The sequence below is a fragment of the Bradyrhizobium sp. CCBAU 53415 genome, assembly GCF_028128735.1.
In the GTDB taxonomy this organism is placed as follows: domain Bacteria; phylum Pseudomonadota; class Alphaproteobacteria; order Rhizobiales; family Xanthobacteraceae; genus Bradyrhizobium.
Genome location: NZ_LBJF01000001.1, coordinates 1,000,304 through 1,023,714, shown reverse-complemented (window position 1 = coordinate 1,023,714; position 23,411 = coordinate 1,000,304). Strand labels below are relative to the sequence as shown.

Here is a 23,411-nt window from a genome sequence, read left to right as displayed (position 1 = left end):
AGAGCCCTGTTACCTGTTACAATTGAGCCTGGAGCAACGTGTTCATCATGCTCTGCACCACCGACATCACGTGAGCGTTGGCGGCATAGGCATTCTGAAGCTGGATCAGGTTCGACATCTCCGAGTCGAGATTGACGCTGGAGGTCGAGTTGAACTTGGCCTGCAGCGTCGAGACCACGACGCTCTGGCCCTGCTGGAGCTGGGTGGCCTGCGTCGCGGCGTTGGCCTGCACGCTCAGGAACTGCTGGAGATAGTTCGAGACGCTGCCGGTGAAGGGCTGGCTGGCCGAGCCGAGACCGCTCTGCGGCGAATAGGTGAACACCGCCGAAGTGAGCTGCGAGTAGAGATAGTCCGAACGCGTGGTGTCGCCCGCAGGCGTCACCGGCGAGGTGTTGTACACGGACATCCTGGTCGGGTCGGCGACCAGCTGTGTGTTCACGGCGATGCGTCCGGCAAGGCCGGTCAGCTGCGAGCCCGAGGCGGTGATCGCGCCGGTATAGAGCGCCTGTCCGCCGTCGGTGAACAGCGGCAATTGCGGATTGCCCGAGGTCAGCGACGAGATCGTCTTGCTGATCGAGGTCGAACCGATCTTGGCGAGGCCGGTGTTGTCATCCGTGATCCGCAGCGTCGTGGCGGTCGCCGGTGACGGGGCAGCGGCGAAGGTCAGATGCGAGCCGGACAGCGCCGTGTTGAGCGCCGAGGCGATCGCACCCATGCCGCCGGAGAAGTTCACGCCGATCCGCATCGGGTTCGCGTTGGTCGCATTCTGGAGCGGCAGCGCCGCCGGATCGGTCACGTTGACCAGCGTAATCTGGCGCTGGGTGTTGGTCGCCGTGTCGGTGTAGGTGATGGTCGCGGTGTTGCCCGGTTGCGCACCGGCAAGGTCGATGTCGAAGCCGGCCGGCGGGCCGGACACCGCGGTGCCGGCCGTGGTCTTGTCGGACAACGCGCTCGCCATCGTCGCGGCGAGCTGGTCGATCTGGTTCTGCGCCTGCACCAGCGTCTGGTCGCGCAGCTTCAGATCGGCCGCGATCTGGCCGGACGAGACCACGCTATTGGCGACCACGTCGAGCTGCGAGCCGTTCGGCAGCTTGATGGTGAGCGCGCCGACGCCGGACTTGGACGGGTCGATGTTGTAGAGCGAGGTCGCCGAGAGCGCGCCGGCGGAGGCAAAGGAGAATTCCGAGGCGAGCCCGGCGCCGACCAGCTGGATGCCGGTCGTGGTGTAGATGTTGGCCTGGTTCGAGTTGTCGGTGGTGACGCGGACGTCGACATATTTCGACAGCGTGTTGATGGCCTGGTCGCGCTGGTCCATCAGCGTCGCGGCCGAGGGATCGTTGGCCGACAGGCCCTGGAGCTTGGTGTTGATGTCGGCGATTTGCCGCATCGCCGCGTTGGCGGCCTGCGCCGAGGTGCCGAGATCCTGCTCGACATTGGAGCGCAGCGACTGGATGCCCTTGGTGGTGACGTTGAGCTGGGTGGCCAGCGCCTGCGCCGCGCCGAGCGCAACGGTCTGCGCCGACGACGCACCCGAGCTCGTCGACAACGCCTGCAACGCGGTGGTGAAGTTGTTCAGCGCGGTTTCGAGCGTGCCGCTGTTGCCCGGCGTGCCGTAGACATTCTGAAGCTGCTTCAGGATGTTGGCCATCTGGTCGGCGTAGCCGCTGCCGCCGGTTTCGGTGCGCAGCTGGTTCAGCACGAAGGCGTCGAGCTCCCGGCTGACGCCGGTCGTCATCACGGTCGAGCCGAAGTCGCCGGTGGTGACCTCGATCTGGTTCGGCGTCTGGACGACGTAACCCGGCGTCTGCGAGTTCGCGACGTTCGAGGAGACGATCGAGAGCGCGGCCTGGTTGGCACGCAGGCCGCTCATCGCGCTGGCGAGGGCTGAACTCAAACCCATGTTACTTGCCGCCTTTGGTTACGTCACGCGCCGATCAGCGCAATACGTTCAGGAGGTCCTGCACCATCGAATTCGCGGTCGTGATCACCTTGGTGTTGGCCGAGTAGGCCTGCTGGGTCACGATCAGCTTGGTGAATTCGTCGGCGATGTCGGTGTTCGAGCCTTCCAGCGACGAGCCGCTGATGGTGCCCGAGGCGCCGTCGATGGCGTCTCCCGACTGTTCGGTCGCCGCATAGGCGCCGCCGTCCATCGCCTTGAGGTAGTTGGTGCCGTTGAAGTGCGACAACGAGACCTGTGCGAGGTTGAGGTTCTGGCCGTTCGAGAAGGTGCCGACCACGACGCCGTTGTTGTTGACGGCGACCGAGCGGAGCTGACCGGCGGCATAGCCGTTCTGGGTGATGGTGTTGATGGTCACCGCGCCGCTGGTGCTGGCATATTGCGTCAGCCCGCCCGAGGAGATGTTGAAGGCGACCGAGCCGAGCGACTGACCGCTGACGGTGACGTTGTTGATGGTGATGCCCGAGCCGCTCGGCGAGGTCAGCGAGCCGTCGGCGGCAAAGGTGAAGGTCTGACCGGTGTTGACCCAGCCGACGGTGGTGCCGGTCGCGTTCGGGTCGGTCTGGTAGAACAGGTTCCAGCTGTCCGAATGGCCCGCGCCCAGCGAGGCACTGTCGGTCTTGGCCCAGCGCAATTGCAGGTTCACCGGCGTGCCGGCGGCGTTGTAGGCGGTCACCGCGCCGCCGCTGATCGATTCCTTGGTGAAGGTGTCGATGTCGTTGCCGATCACGCCGCCGGTGCCGGCGGTGCCGCCACCGTCGCGGTTCTTGGTGATGGTCGAGGTGAAGCCGAGCGCGGAAAAGGCCGCGCTGTTGGAGCTCGACACCGAGAGGTTGGAGACGGTGCCGGTGTTCAGCGTGATCACGCCGCCGCTGCTGACCGACGATCCCGAGGCGCCGGAGAGCGCATCGATCTTGCCGAGCAGGGTCGTGACGTTGTCGGTGACGTTGATCTGGTTCGGGCCCGAGGCGCCCGAGGCCATGAAGGTCAGCGTCTGACCGTTGACGGTGATGGTGTCGCCGGCGGAGAAGCCGGATGTGAGCACCTGGGCGCCGCCGGCGGTGGCCGAGCCGCTCAGCACCGTTGCGCCCGAGATCGCCGGCGAGGACAGCACGTTGCCGCCGCGCGTCACGCTGCTGATGCCAAGCGCGGTCGCCGCCGTGCCGCTGCCGACCGCCACGTCGGTGCCGGTGCCGGTCGAGATCTGGATATTGCCGCTGGCGGAGAGCGAGGCCGTGACGCCGGCGCCGCCGGCGGTCTGGATCGCGTTCAGGATGTCTGCCACCGTGGCCGTCGTGCCCGCGCCGAGACCGATCGTGGTGTTGCTGCCGACGGTCGAGACCGTGGTGCTGCCGTCGAAGGTGATGGTGTTGCCGTTGATGGTCAGCGTCTGGCCGCTCAGCGCGGTGAGAATGCTGGAGGCGAGATGCGTGCCGACCGTGTTGTCGAGCGATGTGGTGGTCGAGGCCACCGCGGACGAATTGTTCTGAAGCGCGACCGTGCCCGTAGCCGTCGTCGACGAGTAGGCCGAGCGGATGTTCCCGGTTGCAGCCGCGCCTGACACCAATGCATTGGCATAAGGCGCCGGCGGCGTGCCGACCGGCAGCGGGTTGGCGGCGAAATCGGACGGGTTCAGCCCGCCGGCCGCCAGCAGCGTGCCGGTCGACGCGGTCGTTTTCGCCACGGTGTTCGGCTGGGTCGGCAGGTTCGCCGCGTACTGGATCGAGGTGGTCGCCTGCGCCGGAATGAAGTTGTTCTGGAATTGCAGAACGTTCGCGACGCTGCCGGTCGGGTTGCCGGTCTTCGGATCGACCGTGACGCCCATCAGGTAATAGCCGGCGCCGTTGACCAGATTGCCGTTGGCATTGAGCTGGAAGTCGCCGCGCCTCGTGTAGTAGGTCACCCCCGTGAAAACAGGCACGTTGTCGACGACGCCGCTCGCCTTCTGGATCGAGAAGAAGCCGTCGCCGGTGATCGCCATGTTGGTGGCGACGGTAGAGCCCGAGATCGTGCCCTGCGTGGTGATGGTGGCCTTCGCATTGGCCGTCACGCCGCCCGCGACCTGCTTGCTCGGAACCGAGGAGTCGGGAATGAGATCGACGAAGCTGGTGCCGATGCCCTTGTAACCGGTGGTGGACGAGTTCGCGATGTTGCCGGAAATGTTCTGAAGCGCGTAGGACTGCGCCTGCAGGCCACCCACCGAGGTGTTCATTGCATCGAAGATACCCATAACTTTGTCTCCAAATCCCGATCTCGGCGGCCGGTCGACCATGGCCGCAATCGGGAGAGACGTCGCAAGGGCTATGCCAATGCGGGTATCTTCAATAAATCAATGACTTAATGAAAAAGCCCCGGCTTGGCGACCAGGGCACAATTGCCGGGACCGGCAACTATTGCCGGGGAGATGGGGTCGTTCCGGAGCGGTCCACAGGACCGAATCCGGAACCTCGAGATTCCGGATTCGATGCTGACGCATCGCTCCGGAATGACAGTCCAAGTTTACGTCGCGGACGCCGCGGCCGGATGGAACACCAGCCCGAACCCGTCGATGCAGTAGCGCAAGCCCGTCGGCTTCGGACCGTCGTCGAAGACGTGGCCGAGATGGCCGCCGCAGCGCCGGCAATGCACCTCGGTGCGCAGCATGCCGTAGGTGCGGTCCTCGGTCTTGCCGACATTGCCTTCGATCGGCTGGTAGAAGCTCGGCCAGCCCGTGCCGCTCTCGAACTTGGTTTCGGACGCGAACAGCGGCAGGTCGCAGCCGGCGCAGGCGAAGGTGCCCTTGCGATGCTCCTTCAGCAGCGGGCTGGAGCCCGGCCGCTCGGTGCCGTGATTGCGCAGGATTTCATATTGCTGCGGCGTGAGCTGGGCGCGCCATTCAGCCTCCGTCTTGGTGATCTCGAACTTTTCCGCGGCCTTCTCGCCAGCCTCGGCAGGGGTTCCTCTCAGCCAGCGGAAGGCCGAAAGGCCGAACAGGCCGGCAACAGTCGTTAGCAGGATGCGGCGGTCAACCATCTCATTCTCCGTGCGCGGGCAATCCACGCCCTGAGATACGGGCTCTAACGGCCGACGTTACACTTCCGGGCGGAATTTCTCTCAACTTATTGAGAGGCGGCCCCTTCATGCGAGGCCGGTTCCACGACTTCAGCCGCTTGTTTCGGCGGCGGGGCCGGCCGCGGGCGCACACCGGGCGGCGGGCGGCGCGGACCGGTGCCGGCGGCCCGGTTGGCTTCGGCAAGGCGTGCCTCGCGCTCCCTGTCCCTGGCCCTGGCATGTTCGCGATAGCGGGCGAGCGAGCCAGCCGCGGCGGAACTTGCCCTGCCCCACATCCCGACCAGCTGCCCCGCGACGCGCCCCGTGGCGCCGCCCGCCCAGACCAGCTCGAACGGCGAGAACAGCCGCCAGCGCTCGTCGCCCCACAGGATGCTGCGCGCGATCATCTGTCCTGCCATGGCGGAGGTGTTCATGCCCTGGCGGCCGAACCCGCTCGCCACCCACAGGCCTTTGCGCAACTGGCCGATCTGCGGCATGCCGTGCACGGTCTGGCCGGTGGCGCCGCCGAACATATCGGTAATCTCGACATTGCCGAGCTCGGGAAAGATCGTGCGGATCCGCCGCCTCACTGCACCCGCGAAGCGCTGCGGACGCGCCGCCCAGGTGGTCTCCGGGCTCTCCCACATCAGCCGGTCGCCATCGACGATCCGGAAATGGTCGACGCCATCGGAATCCATCACCGATCCCCTGAAGGCGACGATCTCATGCAGGCGCTCGCCGAGCGGCGCGGTGATGCCGACATAGCGCCAGACCGGCAGCAGCGTCTCCGACAGGCGCCTCAAGGGCGCGCCCAGATGAATGTTGCCGGCAAGCACGATATGGGTCGCGCGCAGCCGCGCCGTGGGTGTGACGATGCGCTTGCGGATGCCGGAATGATCGATGCTGACGACCGGCGTGTCCTCGAAGATGCGGGCGCCTGCCCGCCGCGCCAGGGCCGCGAGGCCATGCACATATTTGCGCCCGTCGACCTGAAACGCTTTTGGATAGTACACGCCGTGGAAGTAGCGATCGGTCCTGAGCAACTCGCGGACGCGATCGACCTGCCAGCCCTCGACCTCGGTATCGAAATCCTCGTTCAGCATCTGCAACCGGCTGATCAGCCGGTCGCCGGCATCGACGTTGGAGACCTCCAGCACACCATCGCTGAGGCCGATTCCCGGCATGTTCTCTTCCGTGGCGTTGGCGCGGACCAACTCGGCGCCTTCCTTCGACAGCGCCCACAATTCGCGGGCATCCTCGAAGCCGATGCGCTCGATCAGGTCGGCGAGCGGCAATGCGAAACCCGGCATCACGGTGCCGAGCTGGTTGCCGGAGGCGTTCCAACCGATATGACGGCCCTCGAGCACCGCGACGCTGGCTCCGATCCGGGCCGCCTCCAGCGCGAGGGAAAGGCCGGCAAGCCCTGCACCGATGACGCAGATGTCGGCATCGAGATCGAACGACAGCCGCACGCGATCGCGAAAGCCGGCTTCTTCCTGGGACACGCTTGTGAAAGTCTCGGTCATGGCGTTTTCTTAAGATACCAACTGGGCGCCTGTCACCTTGTCCTCAACCGGCGTCTGTAGATTATCGTGGACGTGTAACGATTCGAGAATGCCATGCGCCGTTTGATGCTGCTGCGTCACGCCAAGACCGAGACCGACGCGCCGAGCGGCCGTGACCAGGACCGCCGGCTCGACGACCGCGGGCACAGGGATGCCGCGCAGATCGGCGACTGGATCGCCGCCCATCCACCCTTCCCCGATACCGTGCTGGTGTCGCACGCCGTGCGAGCCCGGCAGACCTGGGACATCGCCTGGGAGGCGATGAAGGACCGCGTCCCCGCGCCGCAGGTCGAGGTCCTGCCGGAACTCTACGGCGCCGATCCCGCGGAGATCCTGGAAGCCATTCGTACTGCAACCGCCCCGGCGGACCCAAAGCGGTTGCTGCTGATCGGCCACAATCCCGGCATGCACGAGGTCGCCCTGATGCTGATCGGCGGCGGCGATCCTGATGGCGCCAAGGCGCTCGGCCACAACCTGCCCACAGCGGGGCTTGCGATCTTCGACTTTGACGTCAAGGATTGGGGTGACGTGGCCTACCGCCACGGCAAACTGGTGCTGTTCGTCAGCCCCAAGCTGCTTCGATCCGCCTGAGACGCGCGGGCGCCGTCTCGACTGGTTGATCAGCTTGGTCAACAGGGAGGCGCAGATGTTCAAGTCCATCCTCGTGCCCATCGACCTCGCCGACACCGACCTCGCCAAGCCGGCGATCGCGACCGCGGCGACGTTGTCGCAGACCTGGAGCGGCACGGTGCGCCTGCTCAACGTGCTGCCGATGACGCCGGTGATGCTGGCCGAATACGTACCGGCCGATTTCGACGAGCAGCAGCGCCAGACCTCGGAAGAAGCCCTCGCCATCGTCGCGCGCGAATCCGGCATCGAGCCTTCCCGCATCTCCAGCGTGGTGCGCCAGGGCGGCATCTATCACGAGATCCTGGAGGAAGCCGCGCAGATGAAGGCCGATCTGATCGTGATGACCTCGCACCGGCCGGCGATGCGCACCTATTTCCTCGGCTCCAACGCCGGACACGTCGTGCGCTACGCCAAATGCTCGGTGCTGGTGGTGAGGCACTAGGGGCGCAGCGAATTATGGAGGCACCGCGTGCGCAACCAATGGTCTCGTGCCCCGGACGCAGCGCAGCGCTTCTTCAGCGGTGCGCTGCAGAGCCGGGGCCCATGCATCGGCACGCGCTGCGGATTCCTGGGTCCCGGCTATGCGCAGCAACGCAAGAGCGTTGCAGCGCGTCCGGGACACGCGAGTCGCGCTGCCAGGTGAGCAAAGCGACACCCGGGCCCGCTCGCGGTGAGAATTCCGGATATCGCTTCGCTCATTTTGGCTGCAAGACAGGAGGGCAAGCACTGGCTCGGAGCAATGTCATGAAGCAATGGTGGCGGAGGTGGAGCTACGAGGTCCCGCTCGCGATCGGCGATGCGCTGTGGGACGTGCTGGTCGTGCAACTGGCCGCACTGCTGGACAGGCTGACAGTGCGAAAGGTCATCGCCTTCATCCCCATCGTGATCCTCGTTCTGGCCTACTACCACAGAATCCCGATTCCGCCGGAACTGATGTTGATCGGTGACTTCCTCGCCTATATCGACGTCTTCTCGGCATTGATCCTGCTCGGCATGATGAGCCGCGTCACGACGATCCTGTTCGATGTCAAACAGTCGGCGGCGCGCATCGCCCTGCTCGCCGGCAGGGTCGTCGCGCATGCGCAGCGCCTGGACACGAGGCATCGACGCCAACGCGGCGCACCGACGAGACCCCGCCGCAAACCCGACCAGCCCGCAGACGGTTGGGCCTATGGCGGCGTGTGGGACCAGGTCTTGGTCGCCTGATTCGGCAATAAGGCACCAGCTTGTAGCCGGAATGGAGCGAAGCGCAATCACGGCTACAAGACTACGCGACTTCAAACTTCTCGGCGTAGATTCGTAAGAGGCTGGATGTCGAAGACATCTCCAGCCGATAAGCGCAGCATGTCCAGCGATACGCTGAGCGGTTCCCACTTGTTTCGAATTGACGTTAAGCCCGGCTCGCTTTCGATCAGCGAGGCGCTGCAAATTGAGGCGTGTACTGATAAAGGTCCGCTTCCCAGGGCGAAGCGGGAGGTTGCTTGGCTCAGCAATGTTCGACCGCTTTTGACCCATCTGCGACATGGGCAGGTTCAGCCGACCGGCTGGCAGCGGCCGCTGATGACAGTACCGTCGCGTTTATGCGCCTTAAGCGTGCCGTCGACGCGGTTGATGAAACCTTGCCAGCCAGCGGTCGGGTCGAACAGATGTTGCCAAATGTTGCCGAGCGTAAGCGCCGTCTCAAAGAATAAGTGCGCATCCGTGACGTGGACGGCCAAATTGCTTCCGAATGTCCGAGAGTGCATCGTCCCCTCGTCCAGATTAATGATGACCTGTTCTCCGTTCATGTAGACCGGGTTGCGCTCGTCACCCGCAAGGCCTCGCGCCCAGCATTTCAGATCGATCGTCTCGGCATGTGCAGCCATTGCAGCTAGCAGCGCTGCGACGATGATGGTTGCTTTCAGCTTCACAGTTTATCTCGTCGCTTTGTGACGGCCCTGCCGGGGGTCGGACACGACAGGACATGCGATGACCTTGCCGAAACTTCGGTGTGATGTGCGGAGAACTCGGTCGTTCAGAGATGAGCACGCGGCAATAGCCATCCCATGATCTTCTGATACGGATCGCGACGACTGCGGACGAATGCGTTCTCGTTCTGCTGAGCGGCGGTCCTGGCGAATTCAGAAATCCCTTCCATAGACTGCCGTTTATCCTTCGGAAGCTTCGCCCATTGGCGAATGATCTTTCGGCGGGCTTCGCGTTGCTTTTCCCTTACGTCAGGCATCGGGACGCTCCTTGAAGAGGATTATTCCGGTCCACCCAGTATTGTTTGGGCTCACGAAAACTTCAACGTCCAATCAAGAACTCTTAGCCCCTCCGATCGTGCAGCGTTACGCACGGGAGCGAATCTCATGTTGGCTTTGCAGGCCCGACGCCCTAGAATCGGCGGCGATCGCAGGACGAGCGAAATGCAGTATGTTTGCGACGCGCCGAAGGGTAAGACCTGGTTCCGTATCGAGACGGAAGGTGAAGCGGCGCATGAGTCGCGCCTGATGAACCACACAGTCGAGAAATATTTCCGCGAGGAGCGGAAGAAGGCAGTCCAGTCCTGGCGTCCCGAGCGGCCCAACGCGATCGAGCGCGACATCGGCCTTGAGGCCCATGTACGGCGAGAGATGCCGCTTTTCCTCACGTTGCGCGACAGGGAGGGCAATGCACTGGCTACAGCGATGCTGCCACCCGGTGGCAAGGATCGCGGCAGGTTCCGGATCATCATCGTTGCCGCATCCAATGCCGATCCTTATCCTGAGCAGGACGCGGCCATCGCTGCACTGGGAGCGCATTTCGGTCTCACACTCGATCGCAGCCGCTGCTTCCCCTACGGCCGCTAAGGAGCCTGACAAGCACCGCCGCTTGATTGGAGCGATGTCGGCTCATGGCCCGTGGCGGACTTCCACTCTCAGCCTCGCCTGGCCCATAGCTTCCGATGGCGAGGTGCCGCTGCATGTCGGTTCACAGGGGCAGACCGGAAGTCTGCGGCCGGCGCTAGTTCGGCGGCTTGTGACCCAGATCGGAAGTCGGTGGGCCCAATCTGGCCGTCCACCGTTGGCAGGTATCGCAGCCATTCGCCGGATCGCATACCTCGCGGGTCAGTACCTCGGTGCGCGGCGACGTAGTCGATCTCGCCGCGCGTAGTGCCGATATCCATCAGTTCCCTGTCACTTAAGTCGGACAGGGTGGCGCGCAATTTTTGGCGTTCGCGGCGCTCCTGAAAGGCATCCCAATATTTCCAGACGAAGCTGAAGACATGCCGGGTCGATACGGATGTCCGTTCCAGCCACGTTGTGCCGTGCGTCGTGCTCATCGCGGTGTCTCCTGGGATCACCGGCACGAGGGTGCCGCGAGGTCGGCGGGTACGCTTGACCGGCAGCTTACAATTTCCTCACCGGCAGCTTATTCTTGCGATTACCGGCGAGGCCAAAGCGCTACCCGGCTATCGGGGGCTCTCATCCAAGGGGATTCGCATCTTGCGCTATCTCTTCGAGGAGTACGCATTCGACACTGACCGGCGCGAGCTGCATCGCGGGGCGGACGTCGTCTCCATTGCACCACAGGTGTTCGACCTGCTCGAATACTTGATCCGCAACAGGGAGCGGGTCATTAGTAAAGACGACCTCATCAATGCCATTTGGAACGGCCGCAACGTGTCCGATGCCGCGCTCACGACACGCCTGAATGCCGCTCGGAGCGCGATAGGCGATTCCGGTGAGGAGCAGCGCTTCGTCAAGACACTTCCGCGCAAGGGTTTTCGTTTCGTCGGACAGGTGCGGGAGGCGCGAGAGGTTGCAGGCCCAAATCCGAGCGATACGCCCGAGAGCGCTCCTGCGGTACCCGACAAGCCCTCCATCGCCGTGCTGCCATTCGCGAACATGTCTGGCGATCCCGAGCAGGAGTACTTCGCGGACGGGATGGTTGAGGAGATCACGACCGCGCTTTCGCGGTTCAAATGGTTGTTCGTGATTGCTCGCAATTCGAGTTTCACCTTCAAAGGCAAAGCCGTCGATATCAAGGAAGTCGGGCGCAGGCTCGGCGTGCGCTACGTCCTCGAGGGGTCTGTGCGGAAGGCGTCGGGGAAAGTTCGCATCGCAGGGCAGTTGATCGATGCAGCTACAGGCGCGCATCTATGGGCGGACAGGTTTGAACGTGACCTTACCGACGTCTTTGCTCTCCAGGACGAAGTAACCGTCGCCGTTGTCTCGGCTGTTCAACCAAAGATGCTTCAAACAGAAATTGAAATGGCGACACGGAGGCGACCAGAGAACCTCACCGCCTATGACTTGTTTCTCCGATCCATGCAACATTATTACCTGACGACCCGCGAAAGTTTGGCCGAGGCGATCAGGCTGGCTCATTGCGCTTTGGAGCTAGAACCAAGGTTCGGGTCTGCAGCGGCTCTGGCAGGCGACTGCCATGCGAGCAACGTCGCTTTAGGCTATGCCAACGATCCTCAGTTCGACTGCAAGGAAGCAGTTCGGCTCGCTCATTTGGCATTGAGGATCGATGATGGTGATCCAGACACCTTGTCAAGGGTTGCCGTAATCTCGGCGGGCATGGTCGGCGATAGTGAAGCCGAGATCGAAATGGCTGACAGGGCCGTGCTGCTCAACCCAAATTCATGGCGCACTTGGAACAACAGAGGCTGGGTCTATACAATGGCCGGCCTGCCGGAGGAAGCGATACGAAGCTTTGAACGTGCCATTCGCATGAGCCCGGTAGATCCGCTGCTGCACATGACGTTTCTTGGCATTGCGCATGCCCTTATGGGACTTCGGCGTTTTGACGAGGCAATCGTCGCATTGAAGAAAGTCGTTCGTCTAAATCCCTCCTTTATGCCAGCTTACCGCGGCCTCGCGTCCGCCTTCGGCCATCTCGGACGCGACGCTGAGGCGCACGCCGCGGCGGCGCGTGTGCTTGAGATCGATCCCGCCTTTACAATATCGGCGCATATCGCCCGGGTCCCCAAAAGCTCAAAGCTGATTATTGAGGGTCTTCGAAAAGCGGGGTTGCCAGAATGAAGCGTGACGCGCTGGCGAGACGGTCCTCGCTGCGATGCGCGAGTCAGCTATTGGCCCCAAGCCGACCTGCAGGCGAATTGGCTTTTAGGTCGTCTTTCAAAAGCAAGGTCCACTCCCAGCTCGTCGGCAAGCTGGAGCGCAGCACAATCCGGAGCCCCGGGGATCAAGCTTCGCGCCCTTCGGGTACGAGACCTTGCGTCGCCCGACGGGCAAAACACCCAAACGCTGGGTCAACGCGCGGCGGCGAAAATATTCTTATTTACCGAATTTCGGAAACGGCGTATGTATTGCGCAACCCGGCCCAAGGAAGAGGGGCGTATCGCGATCGTCACGAACGCGGGCCGGACGGCGGTGGACGCAGGTCACGTCGGCGCGAAGGGCATCGCAGGGCGGGCAACCGTGAGCGAGAGTGTCGCGCACACGACCGGTGTGATCGGCGTACGGCAAAATCGTGTGGTCCTGGCGCCCGGGGTCTGTGCGCCAAGTCTTGTGGTGGAACGTGTCGCCCGACCGGGCACGCGCACCAGTCATCCGCAAGGCGACGGGGGCAATAGTGCATCGCTCCCCGGGGAGAGCGCGACATAAGCCGTAAAACCACTGCGCAGGGAAGGCCGGGATGTCCTGGCTACACCTGTATGCCGCTGTGCAGATTTCGCTACTGCCTTTCGCACAGTGGACCGCGGGTGCCAGCCGGCGCCTGGTCTTCCCTGCGCCCTCTTTCATTTCAGAGGGTGAGGCAATGAGGCAAAGCTCGGGCGAGATGAACCGCGAGGATGCGAGGTATGTCTCCACGCCAAAAGCGAATACCGAATGCAGCCGCAAGCATCATCCAACCCTGAGGTGCCGGAGCGAAGCGGAGGCCTCGAAAGGCGACAGCCCGTCTGCATCTCGGCCGTTCATCCTTCGAGGCTCCGCATGCTGTGCATTCGCATCGCACGCCTCGCACCTCAGGGTGACGGGACGGACACCGTCAGTGAGGAAGGATTCTGGATGGCTCGACCTTCGAGCTTCGGCGGACAAGCCGCTCGCAATGACGATGCTGAAACAGTTTCACGCCAAACTCCTCTCTCGTGCCCCGGACGATGCGCAGCACGAACTGATGCGCTGCAGAGCCGGGACACGGGAGGAACGAGCGCGGCAGAAGCGCCTCACAGATACCGCGTCAGCTCGGTCTTGAACTGCCCGTACACCGCATCCTCGATCTGGCTGCGCGTGATGCCGATGTCGCGCAGGGCGCGGTCGTCGAGCTCGCTCAGCGTCTTGACGGCGGAGCGGCGCTCGAGCCGGTCGAACAGCGCAGAGACGCCGTTGGCGAGCGCACCGAAAAATCCGCCCGGCGAGGATGGGCGAAAACTCCGCCCAGCAGTTTGCGAGATCGTGGTCATTCTTCTTCTCCGGCCTGTCGTCCCGCGCGGCGAAGCAGCGCCGTTGGCGCGGACGCTTGTGGGCGCCTGCACCTCATTTGCCGTCGGATTGCTCTCGCTCTCCTCGGCTCAATCGCGGTCCTTGATGGAACTTAAATGCTCCGGTACACTGCTCGGAGCAAGCAAAACATTGCTCTCGGTGCAATAATGTCCAAGTTCGAGTACGTGAAGCTTGCCGATGCCATTGCGGCCGATATCACCAACGGCACGTTAAGGCCCGGCGACCGGCTGCCGCCGCAGCGCAATTTTGCCTATGACCGCGGCATCGCCGTCTCGACCGCGAGCCGGGTTTATACGGAATTGCTCCGCCGCGGCCTCGTGGTCGGCGAGGTTGGCCGCGGCACCTTCATCTCCGGCGACGTCAGGCGTGAAGTCGAAACGATGAGCGAGCCGGCCGACGCGCGCATCAATTTCGAGGTCAATTACCCGCTGTTGCCGCAGCAATGGGCGATGATCGCCAGGAGCCTTGCGGGGCTGGAACGCACCGACGCGCTCGAATCCGCGCTGCGCGTCTCGACCAGCACCGGCACCAGGAGCGCGCGCAATGCGGCCGCCGCCTATCTCGCGCGCAAGGATTTCACGCCGCAGGCCGAACAGATCTTCTTCACCGCCAACGGCAAGCAATCGCTCGCGGCGGCGCTTGCGGCGCTCGTTCCCACCGGCGGCCGCTGCGGCGTCGAGGCACTGACCTATCCTTACGTCAAGAGCATCGCCGCGCGGTTAGGTGTGACGCTGGTGCCGATTCCGACGGACGAGCACGGCGCGCGGCCCGATGCGATCCAGAAGGCGCATCGCGAGGCGCACCTGTCGGCGCTGTATCTCCAGCCCATCATCCAGAATCCGCTCGGCGTCACCATGAACGCGACGCGGCGCGCCGAGATCATGCGCGTCGCCGAAAAGCTCGACCTCACCATCATCGAGGACACCGTCTACGGCTTCCTGGCCGACGACACGCCGCTGGCCGCGCTTGGGCCGGACCGCTGCATCGTGATCGACAGCCTGTCCAAGAAGGTCGCGCCCGGCCTCGCGCTCGGCATCCTGGTCGCGCCCCCGCAGCTGCGCGAAAGCGTGATGAGCGCTGTCCGCACCGGTGGCTGGATCGCCTCCGGCCATGCGCTGGCGGCCGGACAGCGGCTGATGGCCGACGGCACCGTCGCCGAGCTGACGCGCCTCAAGCGCATCGACGCGGCGCGCCGCCAGCAGACCGCAGCGAGGCTGCTGGCCGGCTACCAGCTCGCCGCCGATGCGCGCTCCTATCATCTCTGGCTGACACTGCCGCCGCACTGGCGCTCGCAGACCTTCGTCGCCGCGGCAGCAAGGCGCGGCATCGCGCTGACGCCGTCCTCGACCTTCGCGATCGCGCATGGTCATGCGCCAAATGCGGTGCGGCTCGCCCTCGCCCCGCCTTCGCCCGAGCAACTCGATTCCGGCCTGCGCACGATCGCCTCGCTGCTCGGCACCAAGGAAGAGGATTTCGACTCGACGGAGTAGCGATCCGTCCACCTAAGGCAGCATTGACCGAGGTAACTGGTCGAAGCTGTAGCTCTGCGGCTGGTTGCGCCGCACGAAGCCGCCGACCTGCCAGGCGAACAGCGCGGCAAAGCCGAGGATGAACAGCACGCCGGCGAATTCGCCGGTCAGGAGCGCGCGGATCAGGAGCCCCGCCATCGCCACAGCGAGCACCACCAGGAACGCCAGCACCGCCGCGTAGGTCCTGCGACCGAGGCCTGCGGTCAGTTCGGCGCGGCTGCCCGCCCTCGCCATCCGCGCATGCAATTCGACGATGAAATCGCGAAAGCCGTTGTCCTGCGGCGCCATCAGGGCCGCGGTCTGCCAGCTCGTCGACAGGATCGCGATGCGGCCGCCACCAGTGCGGCTGACATCGGCGCGAAAGCGGTGCTGCTGCATCGAGACCGGGCGGAACGACAGCCGGATCGCCGAGATCTCATCGTAGCGCCACAGGCCGGAGCGTCCCCCGTTCTGCCAGGACAGCCCCTGCTCCGTCAGCTCGAAACGATGCGCCGAGCCTATCAGCGAGGCCTTGTAGGCATAGCTCGTGGCCGAACCAGCTTCAGCTCCCCGCATGCCGATCATCGATCCCATCCGCGATCCGCTTGCGTGATCGCCCTCGCCCATCCTACAAGCGAGGCATGGCTGAGACGACATTTTTTCCGCGCCGCCTGATCCTCGGGGCCGCAATGATCTCCGGCGTATTGCTCGCGCTCGCGGTCCACATGCTGGGGGCGCGCTATGGTCTCGACCTTGGCGGCCTCTGGCGCTCCGACACGCACGAGTTCATGCCGACGGGCGCGGCGATCGCCTGGTGGCTGATTGCGACCGTCGGCTTCTCCGGCGGCTATTTCACGGCGAACCTGATGCAGAGCGCCGTCTCCGGCCAGATCCCGCAACGGATGCGGCAATTCCTGATCGCGGTCGGCGTGCTGCTGCTTGCAGGAGCGGGCCAGGCGGCCTCGGCGCCGAGCCCGATCCCGACCGTCTCGGGCGTGCTCGCCGGGCTTGCCGCGCTATGCCTCGGTGCCGTGATGGCGTTTTGCGGCGCGCATTTCGCGCTGCGCCGCGGCTGACCCTCAGGCCGACGCTCGCAGCCGCGGGCGGTCCAGCATCATCGCCACATCGGAAGCCGGCCGCGGCCTGCTGAACAGATACCCCTGCGCCTGAGTGCAGCCTTCGCGCCGGAGCAGCTCGAGTTGCACATCGTTCTCGACGCCTTCCGCCGTGGTGATGATGCCGAGGCTGCGGCCGAGGCCGGTCACCGCACGGATGATTGCCATGGAATCCTCGCGCGTCGCCAGCTCCGACACAAAGGAGCGGTCGATCTTGATCTTGTCGAACGGGAAGCTGCGCAGATAGCTCAGCGACGAATAGCCGGTGCCGAAATCGTCGAGCGAGATCCGCACGCCCATCGCGCGCAGCTCATGGAGGGTCGTGAGCGTCGCCTCGCTGTTCTGGAGCAGCACCGATTCGGTGATCTCGAGCTCGAGACGGCGCGCATCAAGTCCCGAGGCGGCCAGCGCTTCGGTCACGGACCCGATCAGGTGCGGGCTCTTGAACTGCACCGGCGACAAATTGACGGCGACGTCGACGTCGTCGGGCCAGGTGGCTGCGTCGGTGCAGGCGGAGCGCAGCACCAACTCGCCGAGCTGAACGATGAGCCCGGTCTCTTCGGCGAGCGGAATGAAGCTGATGGGCGCGATCAGCCCGCGCTGCGGATGGTTCCAGCGCAAGAGCGCCTCGAAGGCAACGACGCGACCGTTGGCGACGTCACGGATCGGCTGGTAATAGACCTGAAACTCGTCGCGCTGCAGCGCCGCGCGCAGATCCATTTCCATGAGGCGCCGCGCTTGAGCGCGCGCATCCATGCCGGTCTCGAAGAAGCGATAGGTGCCGCGGCCATCCGCCTTGGCGCGGTACAGCGCAAGATCGGCGTTCTTCAACAGCTCGTCCGGATTGCTGCCGTCCTGAGGCGACAGCGAGATGCCGATCGAGACGCCGATCACGATCTGATGGTCGTCGATCTCGTAAGGCGCCGAGATCACCTCGACGAGGCGGCCGGCAAGGGCCCTCGCAGCGGTCTCCTCGGAACGTCCGATCTGGACCACCGCGAACTCGTCGCCACCGAGCCGCGCCACGGTGTCGTTCTCGCCGACGGTGGCCTTCAGCCTGCGGCCGACCTCCTTGAGCAGCGCATCGCCGATGGGATGGCCGAGCGAGTCGTTGATGTCCTTGAAGTGATCGAGATCGAGGCAGAGCACAGCGAGCTGGTCGCCCGACTTGGTCCGACGCAGTCCCTGCTCGAGTTCCTCGTGGAACAGCACCCGGTTCGGCAGGCTGGTCAGCGCATCATGGCGGGCCATGTGCGAGATCTTGGCCTGCGCCTCCAGCCATTCGGTGATGTCCTCGAAGGTCGCGACCCAGCCGCCGCCCTGCATCGGCTGATTGACGACCCGGATGGAGCGGCCGAACCGATTGACGACGTCGGTCGTGGTGCGGCCCTCGCGTGCGTCGGCGATGAGGCGCGCGAAGAATTCATGCGCGTCGCCCTGCCACTGGCCCTTGGCCTGCTCTTCCCTGAGCACGTCGACCAGAAGCCGACCGGTGAGCAGGATGTCGGTGCGACGGAGCATCGCGGCATAGCGCTCGTTGAACAGGATGATCTTGCCGTCGGCATCGAACATGCACAGGCCCTGCGACATGTTCTCCAGCGCGCTGTCCAGCACGATCTGCTGGCGACCCAATTCGCCCTTGGCGCGGCGGTCGAGCAGCGCGGCCACGAGCGCAATCGCGATGATCGCGACGGCGGCGCTGGCCGTGAGGAAGGACAGCGAGGCCGGCGGGATGGAGAGCCCGCTGATCGCGAGCGTCGGGTCCGGCGTCAGCAGCACCGCGCCCATCGCGGTGAAGTGATGCGCGACGATGGCGATCGTCAGCAGGGTGATCGCCGTCAGCGCATGGGAGAGGTCGTCGCGCCGCGCGGCGATGAACAAGGCGAAAGCTGCAAAGACGATTCCGAACAGCACCGAGACGGCAACCGTGCTTCCGACCCAGTTCACCCGTGCCGGCATCTCCAGCGCCGCCATCCCGGTGTAATGCATCACCGCGACACCAGTGCCGACGATGGCGCCCCCCAGAACGATCCACACCGGGCGCGAGGACGATACGGCGACGCTCAGCCCCACGAAGGTCACGGAGATCGCAAGCATCAACGAGAGAATTGTCACCGGGATGTTGTAGGCGCCGGCGCCGCCCGGCCCGTAGGCAAGCATCGCGATGAAATGCGTCGCCCAGATGCCGCATCCGCTGACGGCCGCATCCAGGGCAATCCAGGCCAGACGTCCGGGGCCGTGCGCCGCGCGTGCGCGCTGAAACAGGCTGATCGCCGCCGCACTGGCGAGCAGACACACTGCGCCGCCAAGCGCAACGAGTCGCCAATCATGCTCGTCGGTAAGACAGTAGAGAACTTGATGCATTGCCGGCCCCTATCGACCCGCACTTGAGCCGACAGAGGTGGACAATCGGTAACCGGCTACAAGCCTGTTCCGGGAATGGTGAATGGAAAATGTGTATGTTCGCTCACATTGTTCCGCCGGGAGCGAGGCTGCGGTGAAGATGGCGAACCCCGCCATGAAGACACGCTTGAAGGCGGCAAACGCGATGGTGTAGGCGCTAACCACTCACTGCAACTCGGCGACGCCGCCGCCGAGCGCTTGCCCATCGCATCGAGCGCGGTATTGACGATGGTGACGTCGAGTTGCACCACGCCATAGCCGAGACTCATCGCGGCCATCGTGTGGGAGGTCGCAAGACGCGACGCGGCGCATCGCTCGACTTGATCGGGCGATCCAGTACGCCTTCGCAGGGCATGACACCCGGTAGCGTGGCAAAAAGCGCCACGCGGATGACCGCGCGGCGCCTTTCGCTACACTCACTCCCATCAGCTCGCCGCGCGCAGATTGACCTTGCTCTCAGCCAGCGTGGTCAGCTTCTTGTCGGTCGCCTTTTCCTCTTCCAGCGTCTTGGCGAGCACACTGGCGCAGTCGTTGTGGCCGAGCCGCTTGGCCCAGGCGATCAGACTGCCGTAGCGGACGATCTCGTAATGTTCGGCGGCCTGCGCCGCGTTGATCAGAGCTGCATCGAGCACCGCCTTGTCGGCGACTTCGCCGACGGTCTCGTCGGCTTCCTCGATAATGCCGTCGATCGCCGGACAGTCGACCGCCTTCACGGCGACGCCCTGCATCTTGAATACTTCCTCGAGCCGCGAAACGTGCTGCTTGGTTTCCTCGAGATGCGTCAAAAAGCCCTGCTTCAGCTGCGGATCGGTGGCCTTGCTTGCCATTTTCGGCAGCGCCTTGGTCAGCTGCTGCTCGGCGTAGTAGATGTCCTGAAGCTGGTGCACGAACAGGTCGTTCATGGTTTTGATGTCTTTTGTGAACAGTCCCATCGTTCGGTCCTCTATCGGTTTCTGGAACACGAAGGCAGCGGCTTGCGCGAAAAGCCGCTCCGCCATGTTCGGTTGCTGATGGGGCCACAACGAGTGCGCGGCAGCGACGTTCCAACAAGACGGTTTCGCTTGCGCTGGAACAATGTGGACCGCGCCAGGACCTGAAATCATGTCACCATACGAAACGGTCGCGCCGAGCCGGTATCACGACTCATATGCTTAACGCGCAGCCGATATGAACCGCGTATGACAAAAATGGCCGGTCCAGCGCAGAACCTATTGTTGTCAAGGGCTGCACAAGCCGCTGTTTTTGCCTTAAATGAGCTGGATCATGCCTTGCGGTCGATGCCTGCCTTTGGCCGTGATCGCACCCGATTGGCCAATGCCTGGCCCGGTCGGTCTTTGCCCCTGCCGGGAGGATGAATGCACGGACTGCTGCCCGCGCTGAAGCGTGGCTTCAAGAGATGGATCGGCTGGCGACGGCTCGGAATTGCCGCGAGCGTCTTCATCATCGCCTTCGCGATCACTACGCTGGTGCGGACCCTCAAGGGCATCGATACCGGGGTCATCCTGACCGCGTTGACCGAGATTCCCCGCGGCAGTATCGGGCTGGCGGCGATCTGCGTCTTCTTCGCGTTCTGCACGTTGACCTTCTACGACTTTTTCGCACTGCGAACGATCGGCAAGAAGCACGTGCCCTATCGCATCGCGGCGCTCTCCAGCTTCACGTCCTATTCGATCGGCCACAACATCGGCGCGACGGTCTTCACCGGCGGCGCGATCCGTTTCCGGATCTATTCGGACTACGGGCTGAACGCGATCGACGTCGCGAAGATCTGCTTCCTGTCCGGCCTGACCTTCTGGCTCGGTAACATCTTCGTGCTCTCGATCGGCATGGCCATCCATCCGGATGCCGCATCCGCGATGGATCAGCTCCCGTCGTCGATCAACCGCCTGATCGCCCTTGGCGGCCTCGCTTCGATCGGCGCTTATCTGGTCTGGCTCTGCATGGGCGAGAAGCGGCGGGAGCTCGGCCAGAAGGGCTGGAAAGTGGTGCTGCCATCGGCGCCGCTGACCTTGGTGCAGATCCTGATCGGCGTCGTCGATCTCGGCTTCTGCGCCACGGCGATGTACCTGTTGATGCCGGCCAATCCGCCGATCGACTTCATGTCGCTGGCGGTCGTGTTCATCCTGGCGACCCTGATCGGCTTTGCCAGCCACGCGCCCGGTTCGATCGGCGTGTTCGATGCTGCCATGCTGGTGGCACTGCCCGAATTCGGCCGCGAGCAGCTTCTGGCAACGCTGCTGGTGTTCCGCATCCTGTATTTCGTTATTCCGTTCGGCCTCGCCATCTCCATCATGGGCACGCGCGAGCTCTGGATGAACGTGGTCGAGCCCTGGCAGGAGCGACGGCGGCTGGCCGAGGCCTGCGCGCAGGCCAACCTGCCCAAGGAGGTGACACCAATGGAGCGCGAGCGGTTGCTGCGGCAGGCCAATAAGCGCTAAGGCGGCCGGCGCAGACAAAGGTTGCGGGCGGCGGAGCAATGCTCTCTTATTTCCGCCTCAACTTTACCGTTGAAGACCCGGGCCATGATCCCTGTACACTTTCGCACTCTCGCCGCAGGCGCTCTGCTGCTTGCCGGGCTTTGGACCGCCTTGCCGGCCCAGCGCGCCGCCGCTCAGGACGCCGGCACCATCCAGATCAGCTGGGAGGTGCGTAACCGCTTCCGGCTGTTCCGCGAGGAGCGCGACTTCCTGCTCCATGTCGAGAATGCGCGCAACCGCAGCATCCTCGCCGCCGAACAATCGCTGGAGCTCCAGAGTGAAGGCCGCGGCTGGGCCCGCAACATGGTCAATCGCCTGTGCATCGACCTCCAGGGCCGGGTCAACCAGCCCTGCACCCGCGACAACGTCAAGGAGAACTACATCACGCCGATCGACCACCCCGTCACCGTGCGCCTCGTTGGCGCGGTGCCGGTCGGCGCCACCTGCGCCTGGTCGTTCGACGACGGCGACGGGCCGCAACAATCGACCTTCGACTGCGCCGAGCCGGTCAATTTGCGCGTCCGCTACGGCAAGCAGACGGTCGCGACCGTCGATGTCTCCGCCGGCTCCGACCCGACCCAGCGGGTCCAGACCGAGATCGCGGTCCGCGACATTTTCGTCGCCGGCCTCGGAGACAGCATCGCCTCCGGCGAAGGCAATCCGGACCGGCCGCTGGCGCTGTCGGACGAAGGTTTTTGCTTCCGCTCCTATCTCGGCACCGCCGGCGCACAGTATTACCGGCCGAGCCGTCATGGCTTCAAGGGCGGCCGCGCCTGCGAGGCGCCGGATACGCTCGCCAACTGGCAACGCTACAGCGCACTCTGGTTCAATGCGCCCTGCCACCGCTCGCTGTACAGCTACCAGACGCGCACCGCGCTTGCGCTCGCGGTGCGCTACACCCACATCGCCGTGACTTACCTGCCGCTCGCCTGCACCGGCGCCAGCATTGGCGACGGACTGCTCGGCTCGCAGCGCGCCCGCGAATGCCCGCCCGGCAAGACCGGCGTCTGCAACACCAGCGTGACCGCCCAGGTCGCCGAGTTGCGCGAAGCGCTCACCGCGGCAAAAAAGCGCCAGCCCGACCGCACGCTCGATCTCGTGCTGCTCTCGGTCGGCGCCAACGACGTCTATTTTTCCGGTCTCGTCGCCGACGTCATTGTCGATACCGCGACCGAGCGCGCGCTGTTCCGCCGCTCCGGCGTGATGGCGAGCGTCGATGATTCCCGCGATGCGCTGGCGCGCGAGCTGCCGCAGAACTTCGTCAAGCTGCGCGAGGCGCTGAAGCCGCTCGTCGGCGGCGACCTCTCGCACGTGGTCTATGTCTCCTACGCCAATCCCGCGCTCGCCGACGGCGGCGTGCCCTGCCGCGGCGGAAGGGCCGGGTTCGACATCCATCCGGCCTTCAACGCCGATCCGCAGCGCCTTGCCCGCGTCTCGACCTATGTCGACACCGAATTCCTGCCGCAGCTGAAAGGCCTCGCCACCTGCACCCGCGGCGCGCTGTGCCGCGATCCCGAAGCCGACCGCATGACCTTCGTCGATGCGCACCAGGCGGCGTTCGCCGATCACGGCTTCTGCGCCCATTCGGGCAATGACCCCGAATTCGACCGGACCTGCTTTGCCGAGAACGGCCAGAGCTTCAATCCTGACATCGTGAGCGCGGCGAGCCAGCCGATGCTGTGCGGCCGCGGCGCTTCGGAATATCGCGCCTACCTGCCCCGCGCGCGCTGGATCCGCGACGCCAATGACAGCTATTTTGCGGCGATGACATATCCGCAAGGCTTGCCGGCGGCGAGCCAGCCGACCGACATTCACGACGCGACCTGGGGCGTGCTCTCCGCCGTCTACGGCGGCGCCGTGCATCCGAGCGCCGAGGGTCATGCCGCGATGGCGGATGCAGCACTGCCGGCCGCGAGCGCCGTGCTCGGGCTCGATGCCGTGCCGCCGAACGTGACGCGCGGATTCCTGCCGCAGCTGCTGCCGGGCGCGCAGCAGTAGCAAGGACGACGGAGCCCGGCTGAGCGCGGCGACATCCGGGACCACTCTCCCCCCATCGCCCGGCTCACGCGGGCCGCGCACTGCCTCCATCAATCCAAAAACGGCATCGATCGATACCCCCTTCAACTTGGACACCCTGCCGCGCGCGCCTCTACGACTCGCGGTGAATAGTCGGCAAGACCGAACGGGTCTGCTGAAACGTTCCTCCTGAGCGCTCCGGGACAAGCGGAGTGGGACAGGCAACTCAACGGCGGCCCAGAAAGCCGCCGTCTTTGTATTGGGGGTGAT

General features: G+C 64.5%; 20 protein-coding genes and 1 pseudogene. 9 read left to right on the top strand and 12 right to left on the bottom strand.

Annotation, left to right across the window (positions count from 1 at the left end):
- Window positions 1-16: 16 nt before the first annotated feature.
- The 4 genes from flgK to XH87_RS04675 all read right to left on the bottom strand — a co-directional run bounded on the left by flgK (window position 17) and on the right by XH87_RS04675 (window position 6,513).
- Window positions 17-1,900 (bottom strand): flagellar hook-associated protein FlgK, encoded by a 1,884-nt coding sequence (gene flgK, locus XH87_RS04690; protein ID WP_271586338.1) that lies wholly within the window; start codon window positions 1,898-1,900, stop codon window positions 17-19.
- A 34-nt stretch (window positions 1,901-1,934) separates the two neighbouring features.
- The gene (locus tag XH87_RS04685) at window positions 1,935-4,187 is read right to left on the bottom strand and encodes a flagellar hook-basal body complex protein (protein ID WP_271586337.1); all 2,253 of its coding nucleotides are present in this window, start codon (window positions 4,185-4,187) and stop codon (window positions 1,935-1,937) included.
- A 269-nt stretch (window positions 4,188-4,456) separates the two neighbouring features.
- Complete coding sequence (msrB, locus tag XH87_RS04680) at window positions 4,457-4,969, bottom strand: peptide-methionine (R)-S-oxide reductase MsrB (protein ID WP_271586336.1); 513 nt, start codon at window positions 4,967-4,969, stop codon at window positions 4,457-4,459.
- Between the two features lie 86 nt (window positions 4,970-5,055).
- Window positions 5,056-6,513: an NAD(P)/FAD-dependent oxidoreductase gene (locus XH87_RS04675; protein WP_271586335.1), complete on the bottom strand. Its 1,458-nt coding sequence runs from the start codon at window positions 6,511-6,513 to the stop codon at window positions 5,056-5,058.
- A gap of 93 nt (window positions 6,514-6,606) precedes the next feature.
- Between XH87_RS04675 and XH87_RS04670 the strand changes: the two genes are divergently transcribed.
- From XH87_RS04670 to XH87_RS04660, 3 genes are all read left to right on the top strand, one after another.
- Complete coding sequence (locus tag XH87_RS04670) at window positions 6,607-7,143, top strand: SixA phosphatase family protein (RefSeq protein WP_158668346.1); 537 nt, start codon at window positions 6,607-6,609, stop codon at window positions 7,141-7,143.
- A gap of 55 nt (window positions 7,144-7,198) precedes the next feature.
- The gene (locus XH87_RS04665; protein ID WP_035707892.1) at window positions 7,199-7,624 is read left to right on the top strand and encodes a universal stress protein; all 426 of its coding nucleotides are present in this window, start codon (window positions 7,199-7,201) and stop codon (window positions 7,622-7,624) included.
- A gap of 302 nt (window positions 7,625-7,926) precedes the next feature.
- Complete coding sequence (locus tag XH87_RS04660) at window positions 7,927-8,388, top strand: hypothetical protein (protein ID WP_271586334.1); 462 nt, start codon at window positions 7,927-7,929, stop codon at window positions 8,386-8,388.
- Window positions 8,389-8,714: 326 nt separating this feature from the next.
- Here the strand turns inward: XH87_RS04660 and XH87_RS04655 are convergent, their stop codons facing one another.
- The gene (locus tag XH87_RS04655) at window positions 8,715-9,092 is read right to left on the bottom strand and encodes a hypothetical protein (RefSeq protein WP_271586333.1); all 378 of its coding nucleotides are present in this window, start codon (window positions 9,090-9,092) and stop codon (window positions 8,715-8,717) included.
- A gap of 104 nt (window positions 9,093-9,196) precedes the next feature.
- Window positions 9,197-9,406, bottom strand: a complete 210-nt coding sequence (locus tag XH87_RS04650; protein ID WP_063707793.1) for a hypothetical protein — start codon at window positions 9,404-9,406, stop codon at window positions 9,197-9,199.
- Between the two features lie 184 nt (window positions 9,407-9,590).
- Between XH87_RS04650 and XH87_RS04645 the strand changes: the two genes are divergently transcribed.
- A complete protein-coding gene (locus XH87_RS04645; RefSeq protein WP_271586332.1) occupies window positions 9,591-10,013 on the top strand; it encodes a hypothetical protein in 423 nt (140 codons plus the stop codon).
- A gap of 68 nt (window positions 10,014-10,081) precedes the next feature.
- On the opposite strand, the gene XH87_RS04640 is transcribed toward XH87_RS04645, so the two are convergent.
- Complete coding sequence (locus XH87_RS04640) at window positions 10,082-10,486, bottom strand: DUF1127 domain-containing protein (protein WP_271586331.1); 405 nt, start codon at window positions 10,484-10,486, stop codon at window positions 10,082-10,084.
- 163 nt (window positions 10,487-10,649) lie between these two features.
- Here XH87_RS04640 and XH87_RS04635 point away from each other — a divergent pair, with 163 nt between their 5' ends.
- A complete protein-coding gene (locus tag XH87_RS04635) occupies window positions 10,650-12,197 on the top strand; it encodes a winged helix-turn-helix domain-containing tetratricopeptide repeat protein (protein ID WP_442868239.1) in 1,548 nt (515 codons plus the stop codon).
- Between the two features lie 1,148 nt (window positions 12,198-13,345).
- On the opposite strand, the gene XH87_RS04630 is transcribed toward XH87_RS04635, so the two are convergent.
- A complete protein-coding gene (locus tag XH87_RS04630; protein WP_035707772.1) occupies window positions 13,346-13,582 on the bottom strand; it encodes a DUF1127 domain-containing protein in 237 nt (78 codons plus the stop codon).
- Between the two features lie 186 nt (window positions 13,583-13,768).
- Here XH87_RS04630 and XH87_RS04625 point away from each other — a divergent pair, with 186 nt between their 5' ends.
- Window positions 13,769-15,112 carry an aminotransferase-like domain-containing protein gene (locus tag XH87_RS04625; protein WP_271586329.1) on the top strand — a complete coding sequence of 448 codons (1,344 nt, stop codon included), beginning with the start codon at window positions 13,769-13,771 and terminating at the stop codon, window positions 15,110-15,112.
- 12 nt (window positions 15,113-15,124) lie between these two features.
- Here the strand turns inward: XH87_RS04625 and XH87_RS04620 are convergent, their stop codons facing one another.
- Window positions 15,125-15,724 (bottom strand): hypothetical protein, encoded by a 600-nt coding sequence (locus XH87_RS04620; protein WP_442868234.1) that lies wholly within the window; start codon window positions 15,722-15,724, stop codon window positions 15,125-15,127.
- 47 nt (window positions 15,725-15,771) lie between these two features.
- On the opposite strand from XH87_RS04620, the gene XH87_RS04615 reads away from it, so the two are divergent.
- Window positions 15,772-16,206: a hypothetical protein gene (locus tag XH87_RS04615; RefSeq protein ID WP_158671450.1), complete on the top strand. Its 435-nt coding sequence runs from the start codon at window positions 15,772-15,774 to the stop codon at window positions 16,204-16,206.
- 3 nt (window positions 16,207-16,209) lie between these two features.
- Here XH87_RS04615 and XH87_RS04610 read toward each other — a convergent pair whose 3' ends face one another.
- The 3 genes and pseudogenes from XH87_RS04610 to XH87_RS04600 form a co-directional block, all read right to left on the bottom strand.
- Window positions 16,210-18,609: a bifunctional diguanylate cyclase/phosphodiesterase gene (locus XH87_RS04610; protein WP_271586328.1), complete on the bottom strand. Its 2,400-nt coding sequence runs from the start codon at window positions 18,607-18,609 to the stop codon at window positions 16,210-16,212.
- A 120-nt stretch (window positions 18,610-18,729) separates the two neighbouring features.
- Window positions 18,730-18,998, bottom strand: a pseudogene (locus XH87_RS04605) (MFS transporter); the annotation flags it as partial.
- A gap of 75 nt (window positions 18,999-19,073) precedes the next feature.
- On the bottom strand, window positions 19,074-19,580 hold the full coding sequence (locus XH87_RS04600) for a YciE/YciF ferroxidase family protein (protein WP_035707902.1): 507 nt from the start codon (window positions 19,578-19,580) through the stop codon (window positions 19,074-19,076).
- A 423-nt stretch (window positions 19,581-20,003) separates the two neighbouring features.
- On the opposite strand from XH87_RS04600, the gene XH87_RS04595 reads away from it, so the two are divergent.
- Entirely contained in the window at window positions 20,004-21,086 is a 1,083-nt protein-coding gene (locus XH87_RS04595; RefSeq protein WP_035707784.1) for a lysylphosphatidylglycerol synthase transmembrane domain-containing protein, read from the top strand.
- Window positions 21,087-21,170: 84 nt separating this feature from the next.
- Window positions 21,171-23,123, top strand: a complete 1,953-nt coding sequence (locus XH87_RS04590) for a hypothetical protein (protein WP_271586327.1) — start codon at window positions 21,171-21,173, stop codon at window positions 23,121-23,123.
- Window positions 23,124-23,411 lie beyond the last annotated feature (288 nt).